General features: G+C 45.3%; 18 protein-coding genes and 1 other RNA gene. 14 read left to right on the top strand and 5 right to left on the bottom strand.

Going from position 1 to position 21678, the window contains the following annotated elements:
* The first annotated feature begins 268 nt into the window (after positions 1-268).
* Positions 269-2017 (top strand): conjugal transfer protein TraG N-terminal domain-containing protein, encoded by a 1749-nt coding sequence (locus ACFOEE_RS00715; protein WP_377119904.1) that lies wholly within the window; start codon positions 269-271, stop codon positions 2015-2017.
* Between the two features lie 17 nt (positions 2018-2034).
* Here the strand turns inward: ACFOEE_RS00715 and ACFOEE_RS00710 are convergent, their stop codons facing one another.
* A complete protein-coding gene (locus tag ACFOEE_RS00710; protein ID WP_377119902.1) occupies positions 2035-2244 on the bottom strand; it encodes a hypothetical protein in 210 nt (69 codons plus the stop codon).
* A 267-nt stretch (positions 2245-2511) separates the two neighbouring features.
* Here ACFOEE_RS00710 and ACFOEE_RS00705 point away from each other — a divergent pair, with 267 nt between their 5' ends.
* From ACFOEE_RS00705 to ACFOEE_RS00665, 9 genes are all read left to right on the top strand, one after another.
* Entirely contained in the window at positions 2512-2748 is a 237-nt protein-coding gene (locus ACFOEE_RS00705) for a DUF4224 domain-containing protein (protein WP_377119900.1), read from the top strand.
* A 5-nt stretch (positions 2749-2753) separates the two neighbouring features.
* A complete protein-coding gene (locus tag ACFOEE_RS00700; RefSeq protein ID WP_377119898.1) occupies positions 2754-3833 on the top strand; it encodes a tyrosine-type recombinase/integrase in 1080 nt (359 codons plus the stop codon).
* Between the two features lie 618 nt (positions 3834-4451).
* The gene (locus ACFOEE_RS00695; protein WP_377119896.1) at positions 4452-5723 is read left to right on the top strand and encodes an efflux RND transporter periplasmic adaptor subunit; all 1272 of its coding nucleotides are present in this window, start codon (positions 4452-4454) and stop codon (positions 5721-5723) included.
* A 23-nt stretch (positions 5724-5746) separates the two neighbouring features.
* Positions 5747-6439 (top strand): ABC transporter ATP-binding protein, encoded by a 693-nt coding sequence (locus ACFOEE_RS00690; RefSeq protein WP_377119894.1) that lies wholly within the window; start codon positions 5747-5749, stop codon positions 6437-6439.
* 8 nt (positions 6440-6447) lie between these two features.
* Entirely contained in the window at positions 6448-7803 is a 1356-nt protein-coding gene (locus tag ACFOEE_RS00685) for an ABC transporter permease (RefSeq protein WP_377119892.1), read from the top strand.
* Positions 7804-7812: 9 nt separating this feature from the next.
* The gene (locus tag ACFOEE_RS00680) at positions 7813-9021 is read left to right on the top strand and encodes an ABC transporter permease (RefSeq protein ID WP_377119890.1); all 1209 of its coding nucleotides are present in this window, start codon (positions 7813-7815) and stop codon (positions 9019-9021) included.
* An 85-nt stretch (positions 9022-9106) separates the two neighbouring features.
* Entirely contained in the window at positions 9107-10468 is a 1362-nt protein-coding gene (locus tag ACFOEE_RS00675; RefSeq protein ID WP_377119888.1) for a sigma-54-dependent transcriptional regulator, read from the top strand.
* A 220-nt stretch (positions 10469-10688) separates the two neighbouring features.
* Positions 10689-11825 carry a sensor histidine kinase gene (locus ACFOEE_RS00670; RefSeq protein WP_377119886.1) on the top strand — a complete coding sequence of 379 codons (1137 nt, stop codon included), beginning with the start codon at positions 10689-10691 and terminating at the stop codon, positions 11823-11825.
* A gap of 112 nt (positions 11826-11937) precedes the next feature.
* The gene (locus ACFOEE_RS00665) at positions 11938-14706 is read left to right on the top strand and encodes a tetratricopeptide repeat protein (protein WP_377119884.1); all 2769 of its coding nucleotides are present in this window, start codon (positions 11938-11940) and stop codon (positions 14704-14706) included.
* A 16-nt stretch (positions 14707-14722) separates the two neighbouring features.
* Here ACFOEE_RS00665 and ssrS read toward each other — a convergent pair.
* Positions 14723-14905: non-coding RNA, 6S RNA (gene ssrS / locus ACFOEE_RS00660), on the bottom strand.
* Positions 14906-15100: 195 nt separating this feature from the next.
* Here ssrS and ACFOEE_RS00655 point away from each other — a divergent pair.
* The 4 genes from ACFOEE_RS00655 to ACFOEE_RS00640 are packed head-to-tail and all read left to right on the top strand — an operon-like array spanning position 15101 to position 19362.
* Complete coding sequence (locus tag ACFOEE_RS00655; protein ID WP_377119882.1) at positions 15101-15664, top strand: UPF0149 family protein; 564 nt, start codon at positions 15101-15103, stop codon at positions 15662-15664.
* Positions 15664-16974 carry a Xaa-Pro aminopeptidase gene (gene pepP, locus ACFOEE_RS00650; RefSeq protein WP_377119880.1) on the top strand — a complete coding sequence of 437 codons (1311 nt, stop codon included), beginning with the start codon at positions 15664-15666 and terminating at the stop codon, positions 16972-16974. The genes ACFOEE_RS00655 and pepP overlap by 1 nt, the downstream gene beginning before the upstream one ends.
* A 16-nt stretch (positions 16975-16990) precedes the next feature.
* The gene (gene ubiH / locus ACFOEE_RS00645; RefSeq protein ID WP_377119878.1) at positions 16991-18178 is read left to right on the top strand and encodes a 2-octaprenyl-6-methoxyphenyl hydroxylase; all 1188 of its coding nucleotides are present in this window, start codon (positions 16991-16993) and stop codon (positions 18176-18178) included.
* A 14-nt stretch (positions 18179-18192) separates the two neighbouring features.
* Positions 18193-19362: an FAD-dependent oxidoreductase gene (locus ACFOEE_RS00640; RefSeq protein WP_377119876.1), complete on the top strand. Its 1170-nt coding sequence runs from the start codon at positions 18193-18195 to the stop codon at positions 19360-19362.
* 53 nt (positions 19363-19415) lie between these two features.
* On the opposite strand, the gene ACFOEE_RS00635 is transcribed toward ACFOEE_RS00640, so the two are convergent.
* Genes ACFOEE_RS00635 through ACFOEE_RS00625 form a run of 3 tightly spaced genes read right to left on the bottom strand, consistent with a single transcriptional unit; the run spans position 19416 to position 21678 of the window.
* The gene (locus ACFOEE_RS00635; protein WP_377119874.1) at positions 19416-20615 is read right to left on the bottom strand and encodes an ATP-binding protein; all 1200 of its coding nucleotides are present in this window, start codon (positions 20613-20615) and stop codon (positions 19416-19418) included.
* The gene (locus ACFOEE_RS00630) at positions 20615-21292 is read right to left on the bottom strand and encodes a response regulator transcription factor (RefSeq protein WP_377119872.1); all 678 of its coding nucleotides are present in this window, start codon (positions 21290-21292) and stop codon (positions 20615-20617) included. Before ACFOEE_RS00630 ends, ACFOEE_RS00635 begins: the two co-directional genes overlap by 1 nt.
* Positions 21292-21678 (bottom strand): DUF3019 domain-containing protein, encoded by a 387-nt coding sequence (locus ACFOEE_RS00625; RefSeq protein ID WP_377119870.1) that lies wholly within the window; start codon positions 21676-21678, stop codon positions 21292-21294. Before ACFOEE_RS00625 ends, ACFOEE_RS00630 begins: the two co-directional genes overlap by 1 nt.

Raw genomic sequence — 21678 nt, 5'->3', positions numbered from 1 at the left:
AGATTATTAAATACAGATATCCTTTCACTCCAATCAGCAATACTAAATTTTTTCAGGGAATACTCATTACTATTTTTTGCGATCAGAGCTTTTCTAGTGTGGATATATTGCTTTGTATATCTACCTCACAAAGTTTGTGAACAGCTCAGACAGTACAACGCTCTGATTTCAAAAGAAGCAATCGAACAACAGTGTAAGTCGCTGAGACAGCAAATAATTTTGATATATGTTTTGAACGAAGTGCTCTTGGTGTTCTGGGGGTAAGTATATGGTCGTCCAGAGTATACAAGAGTTGTTTCTTATTATCATCAGCTTCCAATTTTATAGCATGCTTTGGTCCATTCTTGTTGGAACTGGATTAATAGCGGTGCCATTTTTGGTTATTTTTTGGGATAGCTGGTTAAACCAATACAAAAAAAATGGAGGAAGTATTGCTATAGCATCAAGGAGGAAAATGGCAATTGAGATAATTGTAGCGTTTAGTGTGATGATTTTGTTTTATACACCATTTGTAAAGATTGGTATTAACCAATTTAAAGTTGTAACGCCAAACAGTGAAGTAAAGGCAAACCAGAAAAGCAAGAAAGAAGAAACCTTTCAACAAGATATCAAGGAGTTAATAGTAGGAACCCATATTAAGGTACCTATTCTTTTCAGCTTTTTTTACAGCCTAAGCAATGGGATCATGCATGCTGGAGTGGAAGGCGTGAATGGACTCAAAAAGGGAGTTCAAGACCTCCGAGAGTTTGAAAGTCTTTTGTACTCTGCTTCTATTAAAGATCCAGCTCTATACGCTGAAGTGCGGCGCTTTACCAATGAATGTTTCATGCCTGCAAAATCAAAGTACAGTAGATTATATGAGCAAAGTATGAGCGGAGACGTTCCAAGCTTTATAACAAATATTTTAGAAAAGAATCCGTCTGATATGAATTGGATAGGCTCAAAAGTGTTTTTGTTAACTCAGGGCCTGTATGCAAAATGTGAAAATGCCAATTCATGTGGTGATGGCTCTCATGGCTTTCAAGCCGTACATCCTGTAAAACAATTTTCATACAACCCTGACAGAGATGCAATTTTTAGGGACAATCAAGGTCATCCCTACTGTAATGAATGGTGGATAGGTGAAACTGATAGCACAAGTGTTGGCGTGAATAACCTTGATACAGGACTAAGAAGTCGACTGATTGAATACATAAGAGAAACCCGCAAGTGCCATGGAACAAGCCCGCAGGGTAAGAACCTTGATGGTGGCAGCTGCACTGCAGAAGACTGGTTTAGTGCAATGAAAGACCATGTGGGCAGTATTATGGCTAAGGTAAAGATCCTCGGTGTTGATGAAATAGGTCGTGAGGCTGAGGATGCTGCTTTGAGACATTTCCTGCGGAACACATCAGACTCCGTGTCGGAACCTGCGGCTTTTCTTGACTCAGAAAAAGGGTTGATGAACTCTCTTCGCAATATTTTAGGTGTATTTGGCTCGGGTAAAAAGCTGCTCGAAGCAAAAACTACAATGCAGGTTGTAAAACAAGCCCTCCCTATAATTCAAGCCTTACTTATTATGATCCTAATAATTATGCTGCCAGTGTTCGGGTTGATATCTTGTTTTTCCCTAGACAAAGCTATGCTTCCGATCATTGCGCTCTGTTTCATTAAGATGCTTACGGTTTGGTGGGCTTTTATCTCATTTGTAGATAACAAGGTGCTAGACTTGATGGGGGTGGGAGGTGTTTGGAGTGCTGCTTTTCAACCAGTATCGACAGGGACGCAGCAATCTACGACCATTTTTTTATGGAACAGTATTGTTGCCGTGCTCTATTTAGCAGTTCCATTGCTTATTGGACTAATGCTACAAAAAGCAAACGACGTTGCTTCAATGATAGGAGACATTGGGAGTAGTGGGATGAGTAAAAGCGGAGGAAGTACTGCTGAGGGGTCAGGCAAGCAAGCTAGCCAAGTTCAAGATCAAGTTATATCAAACACAGCCTCTTCAAGGTCTAAAACAAATATAAAAATCTAGTGGTAATGGCTTTGCACTTATAACTTCGTGAAACGACCTGAGTTATCACTGTATGAAGATACTTTATTTTCTTGATGATCATAATGTATGTCAGATTGCATCGGCTGATTTTTATTGTTTGAACTCGGGTTAAACAAAGCCTTAAATACTGCTTGAATCAAAAGAGCAAGCAACGTTATTGAAAACAAGAAAAGAGCTCGTACTGCATTTTTTAACACACTTTGCATGAAGTGCTCCTCGGTAAAAGCTTTATGGAGTGGGCTTTGATGTCAGTTTATTATGCATTGCTTTTGAACCATTTTAGCGACACCAAAGCTCCTATGTAATCGGTACAGCTCGTACGTCTGAATAGGATTAGACACCTTATTCGATCAAATTTTTTACCTCGTGTCAACAGTAAAAAGCCGTGAGGCTGTTCACGGCTTTTTTTTCCTACAAAATTTTAATGCTTACAATAAGTTCCAAATTATTCCTCTGATTTTGAAGGTTTTTGAATGAGTGCCATACTATTTTTAAATAAACAGGAAATGAGCGAATTGACTGGCCGCAAGCAGCGCCAGAAGCAAGTTGAGCAACTGGTCTCAATGCAGATCTTATTCACCCTCGACGCCTTCGGATGGCCTAAAGTGCTGCGTAAAACTATTGAAGCTGAACTTGGTGCCGGCGAAAGCTATCAAATTAGGCGTGGCGGGGCTACGCTTAAAGATGACGAGCTGTACATAGGGCAATAGCAGTCATGGGAAGAAAACGTTCCGAAGCAAATGAAAACCTGCCCAAGGGTATGATCTTCAATAAAAAAGGGAACACATATTACCTTAGGACGCATGGGCAAAAGGACATTCGTCTTGGCAAAACACTAAGTGAAGCCTTTCGCAACTATTATGCATATGCATCGATTAACTTTGAATGCCAGACTATGCACGACCTAATCGACCGTTATCTTAAAGAGATCTCGCCTGGTAAAGCGGAATCAACACATAAGAGTAATGTCAGTGCGTCGAAGCATTTAATAAAACGTTTTGGGCACATGAACCCTCAAATGTTGAGAGCGCGGCATGCTTACCAATACCTTGATTTAAGAAATCGAGAGGGCGCGCCAATTAGAGCAAATCGAGAATTTGCTTTGCTCAGCACTATTATGTCTCACGCAGTGCGATGGGGAGTTATTGATGATACGCCGTTTCACCGGATCATCCGAAACCCTGAACAACCACGGGATAGATTAGTGACTGACGACGAGCTAGCGGCACTTTTAAAGCATTGCCCTAGATGGATGCAATTATATATAGCGCTGAAATTGGCAACAGGCTTAAGGCAAACCGATATGCTAAAACTCAGCAGCAAAGATTGGGATGATGCTAATGGGTTGCGCGTTCAAGCTTCTAAAACGGGTAGTAGATTACAGTTTGAAGCCGTTGAACATCTGAGTTCAATTATTGCCGAGCTTAAGCAAATAAATGGCTATCGAACGACTAGAAAACACAGAACGCCGCTATTACATTGGTACTTTTTTGCCTCAAGTGCTAATGCGCGAAAAGAGCAACCATTGACACCAGATGGGTTCAGAACGGCTTGGAATAAAGCCATGAGAGCTGCTATAGATTGTGGAGATCTGGTGCCAGAACAACGCTTTCAGGACAGAGATCTTCGAGCGAAAACGGCAAGTGAGTGTGGCAGTGTTACTCAGGCTTTTGAATTACTTGGGCATGCCAATGTGGCGACAACTAAACGTGTTTATAGGCGGGGCTATTCTCAGGTAACACCAGTCGCACCTAAATTGCTTGCGGATAAGCAAAAACAAAGCATTGAAAATTAGCAATAAAAAGGGCATTATTTTCAAGTTAGACATTGTAAATTTAGCTAAGTTTTCTAAGCTATTAAAAACAAAGTAATTTTAGCTAAATTAACCAACAAATATTAAACTAGACGAAAATTATAGGAAATATTTTGTTGTTTTGTGTAGTAAAAACAGTACGTTATGTGCATAAGCATTGAGGGTTGAAAATCCCCGTGTCGGTGGTTCGATTCCGCCTCTGGGCACCATCCCATCTAGCTTACAGCGCGTTTTTAAAATACCGTTTCCTACAAAAACACCCTTTCCCTACAAAACAATCTTATTCAAAATTTTTACCTAAGCCCCAGTTTCTACTTCTTTCCTTTGTCCTCCCTATAGCAAGTTTAAACTTCATTAGCCTAAGTGTTTGCATGTGAGGCTAGCGGCAACTTTCTAGCTTGCACGAAGCGACTGCGCGCGCAGTTGATTGACTTGTTCGCACACTATACTTACGCCCTTGAAATTTTATAATTTATTGATTTTTAATGATTTTAAAGTTGGCTTATTAGTTGCTATGGCTTGAGCAGACGTAGCCAAGTAAAAAGGCTGCTGGAGAATTCGTTAAGTGTAAGGGGCTGTTAGCCACTTAAAGGATGAAAGATGAGAGATACATCAGGGCAAGATATTAAGCTTGAACCGCAGAAAAGATCAGGTAGGCGGCTATTAATGCTAGGTTTAGTCGCTTTCGCGGCAATTGTCGGTGGCGTTTATGGTGCGACAAAGTTTGCTTCGATTTACCAAGCTGAGCAATCGATTGCCGTGTCGCAACTGCGTTTTGCGACCGTAACGCGCGGGGATTTACTGCAAGATATCAGTGTACAAGGGCAGGTCGTGTCGGCGAATAGCCCAACGCTGTTTTCTCCCGCTGAAGGTACGGTATCGCTGCTAGTACAAGCTGGGGATGTGGTCACGCGTGGTCAATTGCTGGTTGAGGTCGAAAGTCCTGAACTTAATAGCCGTTTAGCACAAGAGCAGGCCCGTTTGGCGGAGTTTAATTTAGCGCTTGAACGTCAACAGATCGCCAACAAAGAAGTGCTGCTTAATCGTAAGCAAGCGATTGAGCAAGGCTTAGTGAATTTAGCCCTACAGCAGAACAATATGAGCCGCGCTGAAGCCAGCATGCAACATAAGCTGATAAGCCAAGAAGCGTATCAAGTGACACAGAGCAATCTAGATTTGGCGCGGTTAAGCTATGAGCATGCGCAGCAAGCCTATGAATTACAAAAAGAGTCGTTGGCTTTTGAACTTAAATCGCGCCAAGCAGAGCTAGAGCGCCAAACCGTAGTCGTTGCAGAGCTAGAACGTCAGATCAGAGCGTTGCAACTGACGGCTCCGCTTGATGGCATTGTTGGGGTGGTCAATATCCGCGAAAAAGACTTAGTTACAGAAAATAGCCCACTGCTCACCATAGTCGATTTAAGCCACTTTGAGATTAGTGTGCAAATTGCTGAAAGTTATGCCGATAGTTTGTCAGTTGGGCTTGAAGCTCAAGTGAACGTTAACGGCCAAAACTACACCGGCCTACTCAAAGCGATTGCCCCTGAGGTCAATAATGGCCAAGTGGTGGGGTTAATTCGCTTCAAACAAAATTCGCCCGAGGGACTGAGGCAAAACCAACAAGTCTCGGCGCGGATTTTTATTCAAACCAAAAATAATGTTTTGAAAGTGCGCCGTGGTCAGTTTGTTGAAAGTGGCGGTGCGCGGATGGCTTATGTTGTGGAAGGTGATCAGGCAAAGCGTGTTGATGTCGAATTAGGCGCACGTAGCTTAAGCGAAGTTGAGATTTTAGGTGGCCTCAATGAAGGGCAAAAAATCATTATTTCGAGTTTAGATAATTTCAGTAAAAACACTTTAATCCATCTTGCCGAATAAGCATAACAACAAGGAGAAAACCCATGTTAGAGATGAAAAACCTTAGCAAAGTATTTAGAACAGAATTAATTGAAACCCACGCGCTAAAAAACTTGGATTTGAGCGTGCAAAAGGGCGAATTTGTGGCGGTGACAGGCCCATCAGGTGCAGGTAAGTCAACCTTTTTGAATATCGCAGGGCTATTAGAGGATTTTACCGCAGGGCAATATTTTCTTGATGGGATTGCCGTACAAGGGATGAATGATGACCAAAAATCTCGCCTCAGAAATGAAAAAATCGGTTTTATATTTCAAAGTTTTAATCTGCTCACCGACTTACCTTTATTTGACAACATTGATGTGCCGCTACGTTATCGCGGCCTTGCCAAAAAAGAGCGATATGAGCGGATCATGCACGCGTTAGAAATTGTTGGCTTATCAGCCCGAGCCATGCACTTACCCACGCAACTCTCTGGTGGTCAGCAGCAGCGGGTGGCCATTGCGCGCGCATTAGCGGGTGAGCCCGCTTTTATTTTAGCAGACGAGCCAACCGGGAATTTAGACTCGATGATGGCTGAATCTGTGATGCAGCTACTGGAAAAAATCAATGCCAATGGTACGACCATAGTGATGGTGACGCACGATGACATGCTTGCCAAACGCACAGGTCGGCATATCCAAATTTACGATGGTGCGGTGTGCGAACTGACCGCCAATCCTGCCGCAAAGCGCGCATAGGGGGGAATATGTGGCGTTATAGCTTGCAATTAGCACTTCGTAGTATCCGCAAACAGTGGCAGTTAAGCAGTTTGATGGTGTTAGCTCTGGCAATTGGTATTGGTATTTTGATGATGGTGCAAACTCAGTCTTATCACAGCACTAAACCGCCATTGGCGCATAAAGCAGAGCGGATATGGTCGGTACAGCTCGACGCGCGTGGGGTGGATTCTTCAGATATTACCTTTTTCCGCAGTTGGCCTGATTTAACTTATTTCGACGCTGAGCAGTTAATTCTGCTCTCGGGTGAGGCCAAAGGTCACGCTTTAGCATGGCGCAGTTACAATGTGCTGAGCACCGAGAGTCACGGTGTACGGCCTTATTTTAGTGAAAGCGTAGTGACTAGCCGAGATTTCTTTCGCATGTTTGAAAGTCGCTTTATCTATGGTGCACCTTGGTCAGCAGAAGCGGATCAACAAGGCGCACCGGTTATCGTCTTGAATGAGAAAAGCAATCAAGCGCTATTTGGCGGTAAAAATAGTGTTGGGCTGCAAGTCAGTATTGGTGGGCATGCCACAACCGTAGTGGGGGTGGTGGCAAGTATGCCAGATACCCGACCTTTTTACTTAGGTTCGTTTTGGATGACAGATCCTAATACTTCATTTGTTCCACACTCGTTTGCGGTAAAACAAAACTTACCCCGTTCTATGAATCTGATCTGCCACAATAAAGATATTGCCAAGCGCGGAAGCTATGCGGTGCAAGACATCGAAGGACTCAAAAGTGCTGAGTGTGGTTTTATCCGTCTTTGGCTTGAATTCGACAACCTTGAGCAGCAAATGCAATTTCGCGACAAGTTAGCCAATTACGTGGTGGCGCAGCGAAGCTTAGGGCGCTTAACACGTGATGAGGTCACTTATTTTACCTCACTTCGTGAATTAACTGCGTTTTGGAATGAGGCTTACGGTGGTGCGATGACCGTGATAGCGCCACTCTTTTTTGGGGTGTGTTTATTAAATGCCATCGGCTTATTACTCGCAAAATTTGTCCGTAATGGCTATGAGGTCAGTTTACGTCGAGCCTTAGGGGCCAGCAAAAAAATGCTTTTTGCTCAATACATTACTGAGGTACTCCTCATTGGTTTGCTAGGTGCGCTACTCGGCTTAGCCTTCAGTTACGTATTCTTACAAGGGTTAATTTGGCAAAACCAGTATGCGGTCGATTTTGAAGTCTCGGCACAGACGGTTGCGGCTAACTTTGCCTTAAATTGGCAATTGGGGTTGCAAGCAATAGGTATTGCGCTGAGCACCAGTTTAGTGCTCGGTTTATATCCCATTTGGCAGATGTGCAGTAAGCCGGTCGCGCCACAACTAAAATCACAATAGGAGGACAAAATGGAAATTAGACCTATTCTCCTGAGTTTGAAGCAAAATAAGTTCCTTGCTGGGATTTTGATGGTGCAAGTAGCACTGACATTTATGGTGTTGACCATAGCGGTATCTGACTCAGTGTTTACCCTTAAAGAATGGAATAAGCCGTCTGGGCTGGATTTAGATAATGTCGTTTCGGTTCGTAGCCAAGTCTTTGATCCAAATATGAATATCTCGGCTTTAGTCACCAGAGATTTAGAACGTTTACGGGCGATTCCTGGTGTTGAAGCGGCAACGCCCAATGCGGTGCGGCCAACCGAAGGGCCGCGGGCGGAAAACGTTTATCTAAGTCCATTGCCAGACGCTCAAGCGTTTCTGACTAACTATTTTGATATGGATGAGCATGGTACTGAAGTGCTGGGTTTAGAACTGCTTGAAGGACGCTTTTTTACTGCCGCTGATGTCGTGATAAGTGAGATTGGCGCAGGTGAGGTTGCCAATGTCATGATCAGTGAGTCTTTGGCTAAGGAGCTTTTTGCCGAGCAAAGTGCCATAGGCAAAACGCTTTATCTCGAGTTAACTTCACATCCGGTGCAAGTCGTAGGTGTGTACAGTGACTTTTTGGCCGGTTCTAACCTGAATTTCCGTGGTAAGTCATACAATAGCGTGATCCGCCCACAAGTGCGTTGGAGTCAGTCACGCTCACCGGATTATTTGATTAAGGTAGCCGCAGGCCAAGCAGATGTGCTACTTGAAGACATTACCGATGCGCTTTATGTTGAGCCAAACCGTTATTTGTCGAATGCAGAAACGCTACGACGCGTATTAAAACGTATGTATGACGGCCGTGGTAGCTTTGCTTTGGTGATGCTAACCGTGACCTTGTTACTGCTCCTTATCGCCACGCTTGGTACGGTGGGGCTAGTGACGTTTTTAGTTAATCAGCGCCGCAAACAAATCGGTATTCGACGTGCGCTCGGCGCCACTAAGCGGCAAGTGATGCGTTACTTTTTGTTAGAAAACAGTATTCAAGTTATGATCGGGTTAGTTATGGGAACTGTGTTGATCCTTACTTACTATGTGACCACAGTCAGTAATGGCCCATCGAGTTTTAATTGGTTGGTACTGCTTGGCTGCGCTGGTTTAGTGTGGGCGACCAATTACCTCGCGGTGTGGTTTCCCGCAAAAGCGGCGGCGCAAATCTCCCCTGCAGAAGCCACGCGCGGGAACTAATTTAGGTCAGTGGCATTGCCCCGGTTAGCAATGCCACGCTAAAACGTTTCAAGTAACAGAGCATAATAATTAAGGTAAAGTGACTATGGTAAAAAAGCGGGTGCTGATAATAGACGACCAACCCGATGTTGGGGTCGCACTCTCTGTGCTCTTCAAACTCAATCAACTTGAACCTTTGGTGGCCTTAAGCCCAGAGCAAAGTTTGCAGATCCTCGCCAATGAGCACATTGACATAGTCGTACAAGATATGAATTTCAGCGCCGATACCACCTCAGGCCGAGAAGGCATCACGCTCTTTCGTCAGTTGCGGCAAACTTACGCCAATTTGCCGATTATTCTTATGACGGGTTGGACAGAGCTTGAAACCGCGGTCAGTTTAATGCGCGAAGGTGCAGCCGACTATATTGCTAAGCCTTGGGATGAGGACAAACTCTTGGCGCGGGTGCAAGGTTTACTCACTATTGGCAGTGCCAAGCAAGCAACGGCAAACAAAGCGCCAAGCGATAAATTAGCTGAGTTAAAGGCTAAGTTTGATTTGTGTGGTTATGAGTTTAACAGCCAAGCTATGCAAGCCTTGCTGGCGTTAACCACTAAAGTCGCCAAAGTGAATGTGCCGCTTTTGATAACTGGACCTAATGGTGCGGGTAAAGAATGTATCGCACACATAGCTCAGGCGAACTCTCATTGCCATAGCGGGCCGTTTGTTAAGGTTAACGTCGGTGCGCTACCAAGCGAGCTGATGGAAGCTGAGCTGTTTGGCGCAGAAGAAGGCGCCTACACGGGCTTGAAAAAGCGTCGAATAGGGCGTTTTGAGCAAGCTCATCAGGGCACGTTGTTTTTAGATGAAATTGGTAATTTGTCACTTGAAGGTCAAGCTAAGTTACTGCGCGTGTTGGAAACAGGGGAGTTCGAGCGGCTAGGTAGCGGCGAGACTATCTCAGTGACTGTACGCCTTATCACCGCCACCAATGCGGATTTAAAAGCCATGATTGCCGAGGGGCGCTTTCGTGAAGACCTGTATTATCGCCTTAATTTGATAGAGCTAGCATTGCCAGCGTTAAAAGAGCGCAAAGAGGATATCTTGGCGCTGGCACAGTATTTTATGCACCAACAGCAAGTTGAATTGTATGGCGAGTCGAGCGCAAGTTTGCGACTCAGTGGGTGTGCAGAGCATAAGCTGTTGCAATATGATTGGCCCGGTAATGTGCGCGAATTAAAAAACGTGATTACGCGCGCATGCTTACTCTGCACCGACGATGAAATAGTGGCTGCGGATCTAAATATTGAAGTAGCAGAAGAAAGTACTGTGGTTGCTGATGAGCTAAGCGAGCAAGATATTAGCGCTGCACTTGAGAGTAATCAGGGGGTGTTATCTAATGCTGCTAAAACACTTGGGATCAGCCGCTCTGCGTTATATCGGCGAATGAAAAAATTGGGCATGAGTTAGATTAGGGGTGCAGAGGTTGTTACGTACAACAGGCAAAAGTTTTGCTAATCGCATCACGGCATACATTGTTGTTTTCTTACTCGTGCAGGCTACGGCCTTGCTCTTGGTACATCAATACAGCGATAATTTTTATGTGTGGGGTGGGGTTTGCGTAGCAATACTCACTTTGCTGGCAGTTTTATTTGTGCCCCTACTGCTCAGGCCGTTGCGGCGTTTTAATATGGCTTTTGATATTGGTCTGCGCGGTTTAAAAGACAATGATTTCAGCTTTTCTATTGTCAATGAGCAGTATCGTGAGTTCACTTTGCTGGTGGATAATTTCAATCAACTGAAAAACGAAATTAGCCTAGCGCGTACTGATTTATTTCAACGCGAGCAGCTCCTCAGTCATTTAGTACAACAAGCGGCAGATGCGCTCATATTGGTCGACCACAATCACCACATTGTGCTGCATAATTTTGCGGCACGGCAGCTCCTTAATACTAGCCAGCCACTACAAGGGCAAGTGTTTAGTGACGTTATTGCCAGCATGGCGGCACCACTACGTGAAGCGAGTTTAAAACAAAGTTCGGGTCTGGTGTCGTTTAGCCACAATGATGAAAACCTCTGCTATAACTTGAGTTATCAAAGCCTGCACTTACGCAATTCCAAACATCATCTCTATGTGTATAAAAATCTCACTCACGAAATAGAGCACAAGCAAAGTCATATTTGGAAGCAAACCATACGTCTAATAAGCCATGAGTTAAACAATTCAATGGCGCCGATGAAATCTTTGGTGCTTTCTGCACAAAAAATTGTTGCTCAGCCTGAGCATCATGAGCTATTGCCAGAAGTGTTTAGCACCTTGACCAGCCGCATCGACAATTTAAACCGCTTTTTAGTGCAGTATGCAAATTTCGCCAAACTGCCAAAACCGCAAATTGAAAGTGTGGCTTTACCGCCGTTTTTGGAGCGCATTCGTTATTTAACTCATATTGCGTGTCGTAGCGATATAGCCAAGCTCCCCGCTACAATTGTCATGGACAGTGCGCAAATAGAACAAGTACTGATTAATTTGATTAAAAACGCTAAAGAATCTGGCAGCCCAATCGACGCGATACACTTAGATGTGGCTGTGGTGGACAAACGCTGGGTTTTCAGTATTGCAGATAGCGGCAAAGGTATGTCGGACGAGCAGTTGGAGCAGGCCTTATTGCCCTTTTTTACTACTAAAGCCAATGGCACGGGCTTGGGCCTGACTTTATGTCACGATATAGTGCTTGCGCACGGTGGAAAGTTGAAAGTCCAGAACAATACCGACCAAGGTCATAAAGGCGTGACGGTTCAATTCACTTTGCCACAGGCTCCAAATTAGCTCATGTACGGTGTTTAACGGCACGCTGCATTCAGTTGTATTGTTTAGTAATATTTCTCTAAATTACCGTGTTTTGACTATAGTTAAATAATTGTGCCAGTTGGGGTACTTTATGCGCGTTGTTTGGTTGCTGATTTGGGTGTTACTCACCCCCAGTTACATCTATGCTCGCTCCGTTGATAAGGAGCAGGTGCTAAATGCTGAAAAATCACAACAAATTCAGCTGGCTCAAGAGTTTATCCGCGAAAATGCCGGATTTAATGCTAAGGATACGCTTGATGTTATCGCCACGTTAGGCTTAACCGATAGCACTCAGTTTGGTGACGAAGTGGTGGTTGATGCGTTATGTAATACAGCCAAGGCTTTGCTTTCACTAGGTAAAAACCAAGAAGCCTTAAACGCGGTTGAGCAAGCGTTTGTGGTGCTTGAGGCGAGCAACAGCCAGATTGCCGAACTTTGGCATCAAGTGTGGCTTAGAAGGGCAATCGTTTATAGCGAAATGGCTCGGCATGAAGAAGCGCGAATGGATATTCTGCGTTTGGTAAAAGATCATCAACGCCGTGGCGAAACATCTGTACTACTTGGTAAAGCCTATGTGTTATTGGGTATGAATGAGGAGCGTAACAGTGAAAATGAAGGCGCTTTACGGGCATTTTTAGAAGCCGAGCAAATTTTTAAAACCCATGAAAATGGCGAAGGTTTAGCGGATCTGTTCTCAAAACTGGGTAACTTTTATCGTCGCTTAGGGATGTTAGATAAAGCCCTACATTATCAGCAAATGAGCTTATCGCGGCAATTGCAACTTGGTAATGACCGTTATATTTCCGCCAATTACAACAATATCGGGGTGATCTATAAAGATTTAGCGCAATATGACAAAGCCATTGAAATGCACCAGTTGTCGCTCGCCCGTAAACAGGCCTTGGGCTATACCCGAGGTATGGTGTATTCCCATAATAATCTTGGCGAAGCGTATCGTTTAAAAGGTGATATACCAACAGCGCTCGCGCATTTGCAAGAAGCTGAGAGGTTAGGCAATCAATTAAACAATCGCGGCTTTTTGGGTTCAACTTACCTCTACTATGGCCGAATAGCTCTGACCCAGCAGGAGTTTGCCAAAGCACAGCAGTATTTCGCAGATGCCATGGCCATTAACGTTAAGGATAATGACCTCAAGCGCATTGCTGAAATTAATCTAGATCTCGCCAAATTGGCTGATGCCCAAGGGGATTCCGAGGCCGCACTGAGGTATGTGGAGTTAGCTGTAGAGCAGACCCAAGCTAACAAACAGAACTTTTTACTGTTTCTATCTTATCAGTTTCTTTATCAGTTTCAGGAGCGACAGGGGCAGATACAAGCGGCGCTCGATACTTTGAAAAAGTACATTCACATCAAAGAAACCATACTTAATGAAGAGTCTTCCACCAATTTGGCCGTGTTACGAGTAGAGCAAGAAGCCCAGCTACAGCGGGTCAATTTTGATAAAACCCGCAATCAACTCAAAATTAGTCAACTGGAATTGGAGCAAACTAAGCTTAATCGTAATTTTTTGGTTTTTGCGGCTCTGCTGTTCATTGCCGTCATCGTTGTGGTGTTAATGCGTTACTATCATCGCCAGAAACTGCAACTTGAGCGCAATGCGCATCAAGAACTTTCGGCAATGGCTCGGCGTTTAGAGCTGGCATTGTGGGGGACTGGGGACATTTTATGGGACTGGGACCTACTCTCTGGGGTATTTTTACGCCAGAATTTGCCCAATGAGTTACATCTACCAGACCACATGGCAGTCAATTCAATAGACGCCTTCGCGCAGTTTATTCACCCTGAAGATTTTGCTCGCTTTAGTCAGCTGCTACGCCAGCACATTGAAGGTAAAAGCGAGTTTTATTCCGTAGCATACCGACTAAAACACCGTAAATCATGGATATGGGTGCAAGATCGCGGCAAAGTGGTGGAGTGGATAGCCGGTAAACCAAGCCGGATGATAGGTATTTTGCACGATATCACGCAAACTAAAGCGCAGGAGCTAGAATTACTTGCGCTCAATCACAAACTGGAAGAGCGAGTGCAGTTACGTACTGCTGAATTGCAACATGCCAACACTGAGCTCAGTCAAGCTATCGCAAATCTAGAGCAAACCCACAACGAGTTAATAGAGTCAGAGAAAATGGCGGCGCTTGGTAAAATGGTGGCTGGGGTTTCGCACGAATTAAATACGCCACTTGGTATTTGCCTAATGGCACTGACTAACGGCGAAGGGGAATATACAAAAGTTGCTGCTGATTTTGCATCAGGTAAGCTGAAAAAGGAGCAACTAGAGCAGTTTTTGGTTGTAGTCGGCGAGGGCAGTATTCTCGTCAAACGTAGCCTGAAAAAGGCAATCAAGCTGATAGATACCCTCAAATTAATTGCACACAACGAGGCAATTAACCGCATGCTGTGTGATTGTCAGCAGCTGTGCCAAATAGCCTTTAATGAATGCCATCAAGAGTTTCCGCAGCAAAAGGCGCGGATCAGCTTTGTAAGCCCGCCTGAGACTTATATATTGATAAGTGATGCCAGCATTTTGGCTATGGTGTTTAAAGCCTTAGTAGAAAATTCGTTTGTTCATGGTGCAAATCAAGAGCATGAGTTGCTTATCTATCTTGCTATCAGGAATGAAAACAAGGTCGTGACCATTAGTTATCGAGACAACGGGCCAGGATTCAACAAATGCGAAATAGAGCGACTATTTGAACCTTTTTATACCACAGAACGGGGCAAGGGGCTGATTGGGTTGGGTTTAAACTTAGTTTACAACCTCGTGGTGAATCGCTTGAATGGTCGCGTGAATATCGACAAAACCACACATGAAGTATTGATTGAATTAAAGTCGGAATAGCATCAGAGGTAAGTAGGAGTTCCCCAGCTTCGTGGATGCTGATGTCAGCCCTTGAACCCTAAGGTTCAAGGCGGAAGGCAACAGCTTACCGTAGGCTTCTCGGTACATGCCGAGCCTGCGCAATAGCAAGCAAACTGCATCCCTAAAAGAATTATATCGGCTCAGGGACTTAATCAACTGTCCTACGAGCGAGGGAACAACTCTAGTATATAAAACAACTGGGATTCCTGACAGGAAAAATTGCAAATAACTGCTCCGACCGCTGGGTTTTTAAGCTGATTGTTGATTTGCCAAACAATTGTCATGCAGAGATTGACTTTAATCATTGGTGAAAGAAATAAGCAGGTGTTAGCATTAGACATTATTCATAGTTCGAGATTGAGATCGTAACGACATGGTAGAGTTTCCGGATTACCAAGCGGCGCAGCTGCTACTAGAAAAACACGATATTTTTGTCGCGCCAGCTGAGGTGCATGGTGCTATCAGTGGTTTGCTTGCTTGTGGCCTCAATATCGATGAAAAAGAATATTTAACCTTACTCAGCGATGTATTTAACGACGGTCAAGCGTTCTCGCCTGAGTTAAAAACCTTCTTTGCAACTTTGTACTCGCAAGTGGTGGAGGGCTTTAATGACGAAGAATTCCACTTTGAATTATATTTACCATCGGGCGATGAAAGCTTAGTGGACCAAGCTAATGGTTTAGTGGCTTGGGTTGCGGGCTTTATGCTGGGTTTTGGTTTAAAGCAAAAAGACTACGGCAAGCTCTCTGCAGATGTTAAAGAAGTGATTAAAGACTTCACTGAGATCTCGCGTTTAGACACCTCATTTGACGACAGTAACGAAGACGAAGAAGCGCTGCACGAAGTGATCGAATATGTGCGCGTATCATCGTTATTGTGCTTTGCTGAAATGGGCAAAGAGCGCACCACAGCACCAACTAAGAAGACTTTACATTAATGATAGCGACCGCCGAATTTGTTGCCAGACGGGCAAAATTACTGGCCGCGATGGATAACAATGCCGTTGCGGTTATTCCTGCTGCGCGTGAAGTGACGCGCAGTCGCGATACTGAGTACGCATTTCGCCAAGACAGTGATTTCTTTTATCTCACTGGTTTTAAAGAGCCTGACGCCTTGTTAGTGCTGACCAAATCGCGAGACGGTGAGTGCCAAACAGTGCTGTTCTGTCGTAATAAAGACAAAATCGCTGAGATTTGGCACGGTCGCCGCCTTGGTCATGAAGCGGCAAAAACGACTTTACAGTTTGACGCGACCTATCCCTTGTCTGAACTAGATAATGAACTACTGCCGTTAGTGAATGGCAAACGCACGCTCTATTTTGCCCAAGGCACTTATGCTGATTTTGATGAGCAAATTTGGTCGTTGCTTAGTACTTTGCGCGGTGCGCCGAAGAAAGGTTATCGCGCTCCGGAAATCATCAAAGACGTGCGTGCGTTAGTACATGAAATGCGATTGTTTAAATCAGACGCCGAACTTGCAGTGATGCGAAAAGCCGCAGAGATCAGTGCCGAAGGCCACAAACGTGCGATGCGCTTTGCCAAACCTGGCGCTACTGAATATCAGTTAGAAGCCGAGATCCACCACCATTACGCTATGCAAGGTGCCCGTCACCCCGCTTATGGCACTATAGTGGGAGCGGGAAATAACGCCAATATTTTGCATTACACCGAAAACAGCGACACCTTGCGTGATGGCGATTTAGTGCTGATAGATTCGGGTTGTGAGCTTGAAGGCTATGCCGCTGATATCACGCGCACTTTTCCAGTCAATGGCCGTTTCAGCGCGGCACAAAAAGCCATTTATGAATTAGTGTTAGCCGCTCAGTATGCTGCGTTTGAGCATGTTAAACCGGGCGGTACGCTAATTGCAGCCAACAAAGCTGCAATGCGCGTCATGACTGAAGGTTTGATAAAGCTCGGTATTTTATCGGGCGAACTTAATGAACTACTTGAAAACCAAGCTTGCAAAGCCTTTTACATGCACGGTTTAGGGCATTGGCTTGGCCTTGATGTCCACGATGTTGGTGACTACAAACAAGACGAAAAAGACCGTCCGTTTGCATCGGGGATGGTGCTGACTATTGAGCCTGGCCTGTACTTTGATGAGGACGCGCTAGTACCTGAGCAATATAAAGGGATTGGTATTCGTATCGAAGACGACCTCTTGGTGACCGAGTCAGGTTACGAGGTGCTCACCAAAGACGTACCAAAAACAGTGGCTGAAATAGAAGCCTTAATGCAAGCCTAGGAATACCCATAAAGACATGACCACAGCACAGCAATTTGACTTAGTCATCGTCGGCGGCGGTTTGGCAGGCAGTACCGCCGCACTTGCCATTCATAAACATCTGCCCACATGCCGCATTGCGATTGTCGAAGCCAATCCGCCGCAAACACAAAGCCATCCCAGCTTTGATGACCGCAGTATCGCTTTAGCAGCACATTCAGTCAGCTACCTACAAGCATTAGGGCTATTTAATCCAAATAGCGATTACGCTGCGCCAATTCACGATGTGGCGGTGTCAGACCGAGGCCATTTTGGTAAAACGTGGCTGAGTGCGGATGAATACCAAGTTGAGGCGTTAGGTGTAGTGGTTGAGGTTGCCCCTTTTGGCGCCTATCTTCACCAGCAGTTAAGTACAGCGCAAATGACACTGTTTTGTCCAGACAATGTGACTGAGGTAGTGCAAAGCGCCGCGCAAGTATCCTTAACTTTAGCGTCAGGCACCAAGCTTGAGGCTAAATTACTGGTAATTGCGGACGGTGCGCAGTCGCCAACGCGAGATAAAGTCGGTATTAGTTTTGAGCGTAAAGCGTATCAACAAGGAGCGCTTATTGCCAATGTGGCGGTGCAAGGCGGGCATCAGTTTAACGCCTTTGAGCGCTTTACCGAGCATGGCCCGATGGCGCTGTTGCCGATGAGCAAAGGCCGTTACTCATTAGTATGGTGTATGCCAGAGGCGCAGTTAGAGCATTACCGCACTTTGTCAGAGGTAGAGTTTCTGGCCGCGCTACAACAGGCTTTTGGTTATCGTGCTGGTGTATTTACGCAAGTGGGTCAGCGTGCCAGCTATCCATTAGTGCTTGGTCGCGTGAGTTCACTCGTGGCGCATCGCGTGGTGGTGGTGGGCAATGCCGCGCACGCCATTCACCCCATTGCAGGACAAGGGTTTAATCTTGGCCTGCGTGATATCGAAGCGTTAGCCCAACTTTTACAACAGCAGCCACCACATGAATGGGGCAGCTATGCCTTTACCAAAGCGTACCGTGAGGCACGTGAACAAGATATTTCAACGGTCATGACCTTGACCGATGCGTTAGTGCGAGTGTTTTCAAATCGCAGCCGACTCTTAGCGCTGGGACGCAGTCTGGGGCTTACCGCTATGGCATTGCTGCCAGCGTTAAAAGCACCACTGGCCAAGCAGCTCATGGGGCAGGTTAGCAGCAAGTAGCGCAGGAGAATAAAATGCAGCAAATTCAAGTTTGTATCGTTGGTGGTGGGTGCGTTGGTTTAGCAGCCGCGCTGGGGCTTGCCAAAGCAGGAATCAGTGTTGCCTTGCTGGATAGTGGTGATGTGCCAAGGCCGTTAGGTGAACAATATCAAGCGCGTGTGTCGGCGATAAGTTTAGCAAGCCAGAGTTTGTTTGCACAATTGGGGGTGTGGGACGCCATTTTAGCGTCACGCGCCACGCCTTATCAGCATATGGATGTTAGAGATAAAGACAGTAGCGGCCGTATCGCGTTTAGCGGGCAAAGTTTAGATTTGCCTGAGCTTGGTCATATTATCGAAAACGAAGCCATTCGCTTTGCGCTTTATCAAGCACTGACGCGTGAGCCAAACGCCAAGCTGCATTTTAATACCCGTTATCAGCATATCCACCAAAGCGACACAGATGTGCTGCTCACTCTTGAGCAAGGCATGCCGATTATGGCCAAACTGCTGGTGGCGGCTGATGGTGCAAATTCCGCTATTCGTCGTCAGTTTAATCTGCCGATCAGTTACTGGGATTACGACCATCACGCTATTGTCACCACCATCAAAACCACTGAGCCACATGCCTATACTGCACGTCAGGTGTTTTTGCCACAAGGGCCATTGGCATTTCTGCCGCTAGCTGATGAACATCATCACTCCATTGTGTGGTCAACTGAGCCAGATCATGCCAAGGCTTTAATGGCGATGAGTGATGGCGACTTTGCCAAAGCAATTTGTGCCGCGATTGATGCACAGTGTGGCTTATGTGAGGTGGTGGGTGAGCGTCACGTATTCCCATTAACCATGCGCTATGCCCAGCAATGGCTTAGCGGCAAAGTGGTGCTGATGGGTGACGCTGCGCATACTATTCACCCGCTTGCTGGCCTTGGTATGAACTTAGGGTTAAAAGATGCCGCACTATTAATTCAATTATTGCGTGATAACCTCAGTGAGTTTGCAAGTCATGCCGTGCTACGTGAATATGAGCGTAGCCGTAAGCTTGATGCACAAAAGCATATTGCCATGATGCAAGGTTTGAAAACCTTATTCGAAGGTAGCCATCCGCTGAAAAAGCTGATCCGTGGCGTAGGCTTATCTATGGTTGATAAATTAGGCCCAATTAAAGACTTGTTTGCCAAACAGGCCATTGAAGGGAAATAACCTGCCCCTTCAAACATAGCGGCATTTTCTCAGGGCGGTGAGGTACTTGCCGCTCATGCCCCAACGCCTTCAATTGGCCAACGAATAGTAATACGCGCTCCCCCCAATTGCCCATGCCTAGTTAACACCACTTCACCGTTGTGCCACTGGGCAATCCGTTGAATGATATAAAGTCCAAGTCCATATCCCCCTTGAAGCGAAGGATTTGAGCCTTGCTTAAACGGCGCAAGTAGCAGTGCCGCGTTAGGCGGAAGTCCCTCGCCATCATCTTCCACACTGAGGTATTGCCATTGCTGGTCGACATAGAAGTCAACATGAACTCTCGTTTTTGCGTATTTCAGTGCGTTTGACAACAGATTTTGCAGCAATAACGCTAAGCTGGTGGCATCACAAAATAGCTTGTCATGTGCGATGTGAGAGGAAAAATGTATGGTTTTATAAATCGCATTTTTTGCCAATTCAGCTTCGATCAGTTCGTGACTGGAATGCGCTCGCTGTTGGATAAAATTAGCCAAATTCTCAACTCGGGCAAAACTGAGGTACTGATCTAGATGCTTTTCTATCTCATCAAAATTGCGCAGTAAACGTTCATTGAGCTCATTGGGAACGTCATTGTGTAGCGTCAGTGCGAAGCGCAGGCGACTTAATGGGGTACGAATTTCATGGGAAATGATCCGCGAGAGATCACGATGAAGCTGGATGAAATTGGCAATCTGTGCGCTCATCTCACTGATCCCCTGTGCCAGCGGATATACAGACGACGCACGTTTTAGGCTCAATTCAACGGGCTTTTTATCTTGTGCAAATTGTCTGACGGCGCGTTGCAGTTGCGCAAGCTCAGTAAAAATAGGCCGGATCAAAAACAGTAAAACCAACGCAATCGCGCTGTAACCTAACAGTATGTAGCTGTTCGCGGGGTTACTCGGAGGGTTGATTGAAATTGGCCCGACACGAAAGAGTTCATCTTGGTTTGTGGACAGCAAGTAAACGTAATTTTCGCCATTTTCTATCACAGTTATCATTTTCTGCGCGGCAAGTTGCTGCGCAATTTCACTGGGAAACACGATATCTGTCATAGCAAGCGCAATGAGGTGGGTTTCTTTGTTGGCGATAAGTTCCTGCAATGAATTAATCGGCAGTGTAATGGCGCTCAGTTCTTGTTGTTCGGTGGGCAATACTTGGTTAAACGCCAGCAAAATAGTTGCTATGCTTAAAAACGCAAATAAATACAGACGAAAAAACTGTTTGCGCATTATGCAGTTACCTTGATGTAGTAGCCAAGTCCTCGGTGTGATACAAAATCAATTTCCGTCACTCCATGCTTCTGTAACTTTTTACGCAAACGACTAACTTTTAAATCGACGGCTCTATCTAGGCCATCGTACATGCGAGCGAGGACTTCGTTAAACAAAGATTCTCGGCTGACGTGATTGGGGTAGTTTGAAAACAGGCAATGTAAAATCTTCACTTCATCTGAGTTTAGCGTAATCACGGTATTGCCGACATGAAGTTGTTGTGCTTTGTCATCAAGGCTTGCTCCACCCACCATTTTTAGGGTTTTAACTTTGCCAATTGCACGTAAAATGGCATTAATTTTTGCTAGCAAAACTTCTGGGTGGATGGGTTTGACCAAATAGTCGCAGGCGCCAATATTGAGCCCGGTAATTTGATCTTTGTCCTCGTCAAGCGCAGTCAAAAAGATGATTGGGCATGGAAAGTGACGTTCTAAAAATGGAAAAATATCGAAACTATTACCGTCAGGTAGCATGACATCACACAGTAAAAGATCCGGCTTTGCGAAGTTGTGGTAGGCTTGGATTGCTTTAAGGGAGGATAAGATCTCAACCTCAAAACCTTGTGTACGCAAATACCGACTGGTTAAGCTCGCCAGCTCCTCGTCATCTTCGAGCAAGAGTATATAAGCAGACATTAAATCCCCCAGCCAAAGCGACGTTTAACACGATAGTCATTGCGATTTAAGCGTGACACTGTGATCACCTTTTGCGCCACAATTTCTCCGTTTCGATTGACAAGTTCCAAAGCCGTGCTGTCGATAAGTTCAAGGTTTAGCACCAGTTGGTGGAGGCCATTGGTAAAGCATGCTAAGTGCTGTTTGGCGGGGCTTAACACCAAACAGGCTTCTTCTTGGTCTTGTAGTTCAATATTGATTTTTACAGCAATGTTGCACTTATCACCTGCATTACTGACAACACAGATATGCGGACTAACCTCTAACGATCCGCTGTGGGCAAACACGCTCGTGATAAAGAACATTAAGCAGAGCAAGGGATGAAGTCGTGTTTGCTTTGCCATCAT

It is taken from the genome of Pseudoalteromonas fenneropenaei (assembly GCF_042643375.1).
GTDB lineage: Bacteria > Pseudomonadota > Gammaproteobacteria > Enterobacterales > Alteromonadaceae > Pseudoalteromonas > Pseudoalteromonas fenneropenaei.
The sequence above is the reverse complement of the archived record's forward strand: the minus strand, read 5'-3'. Positions and strand labels throughout refer to the sequence as shown.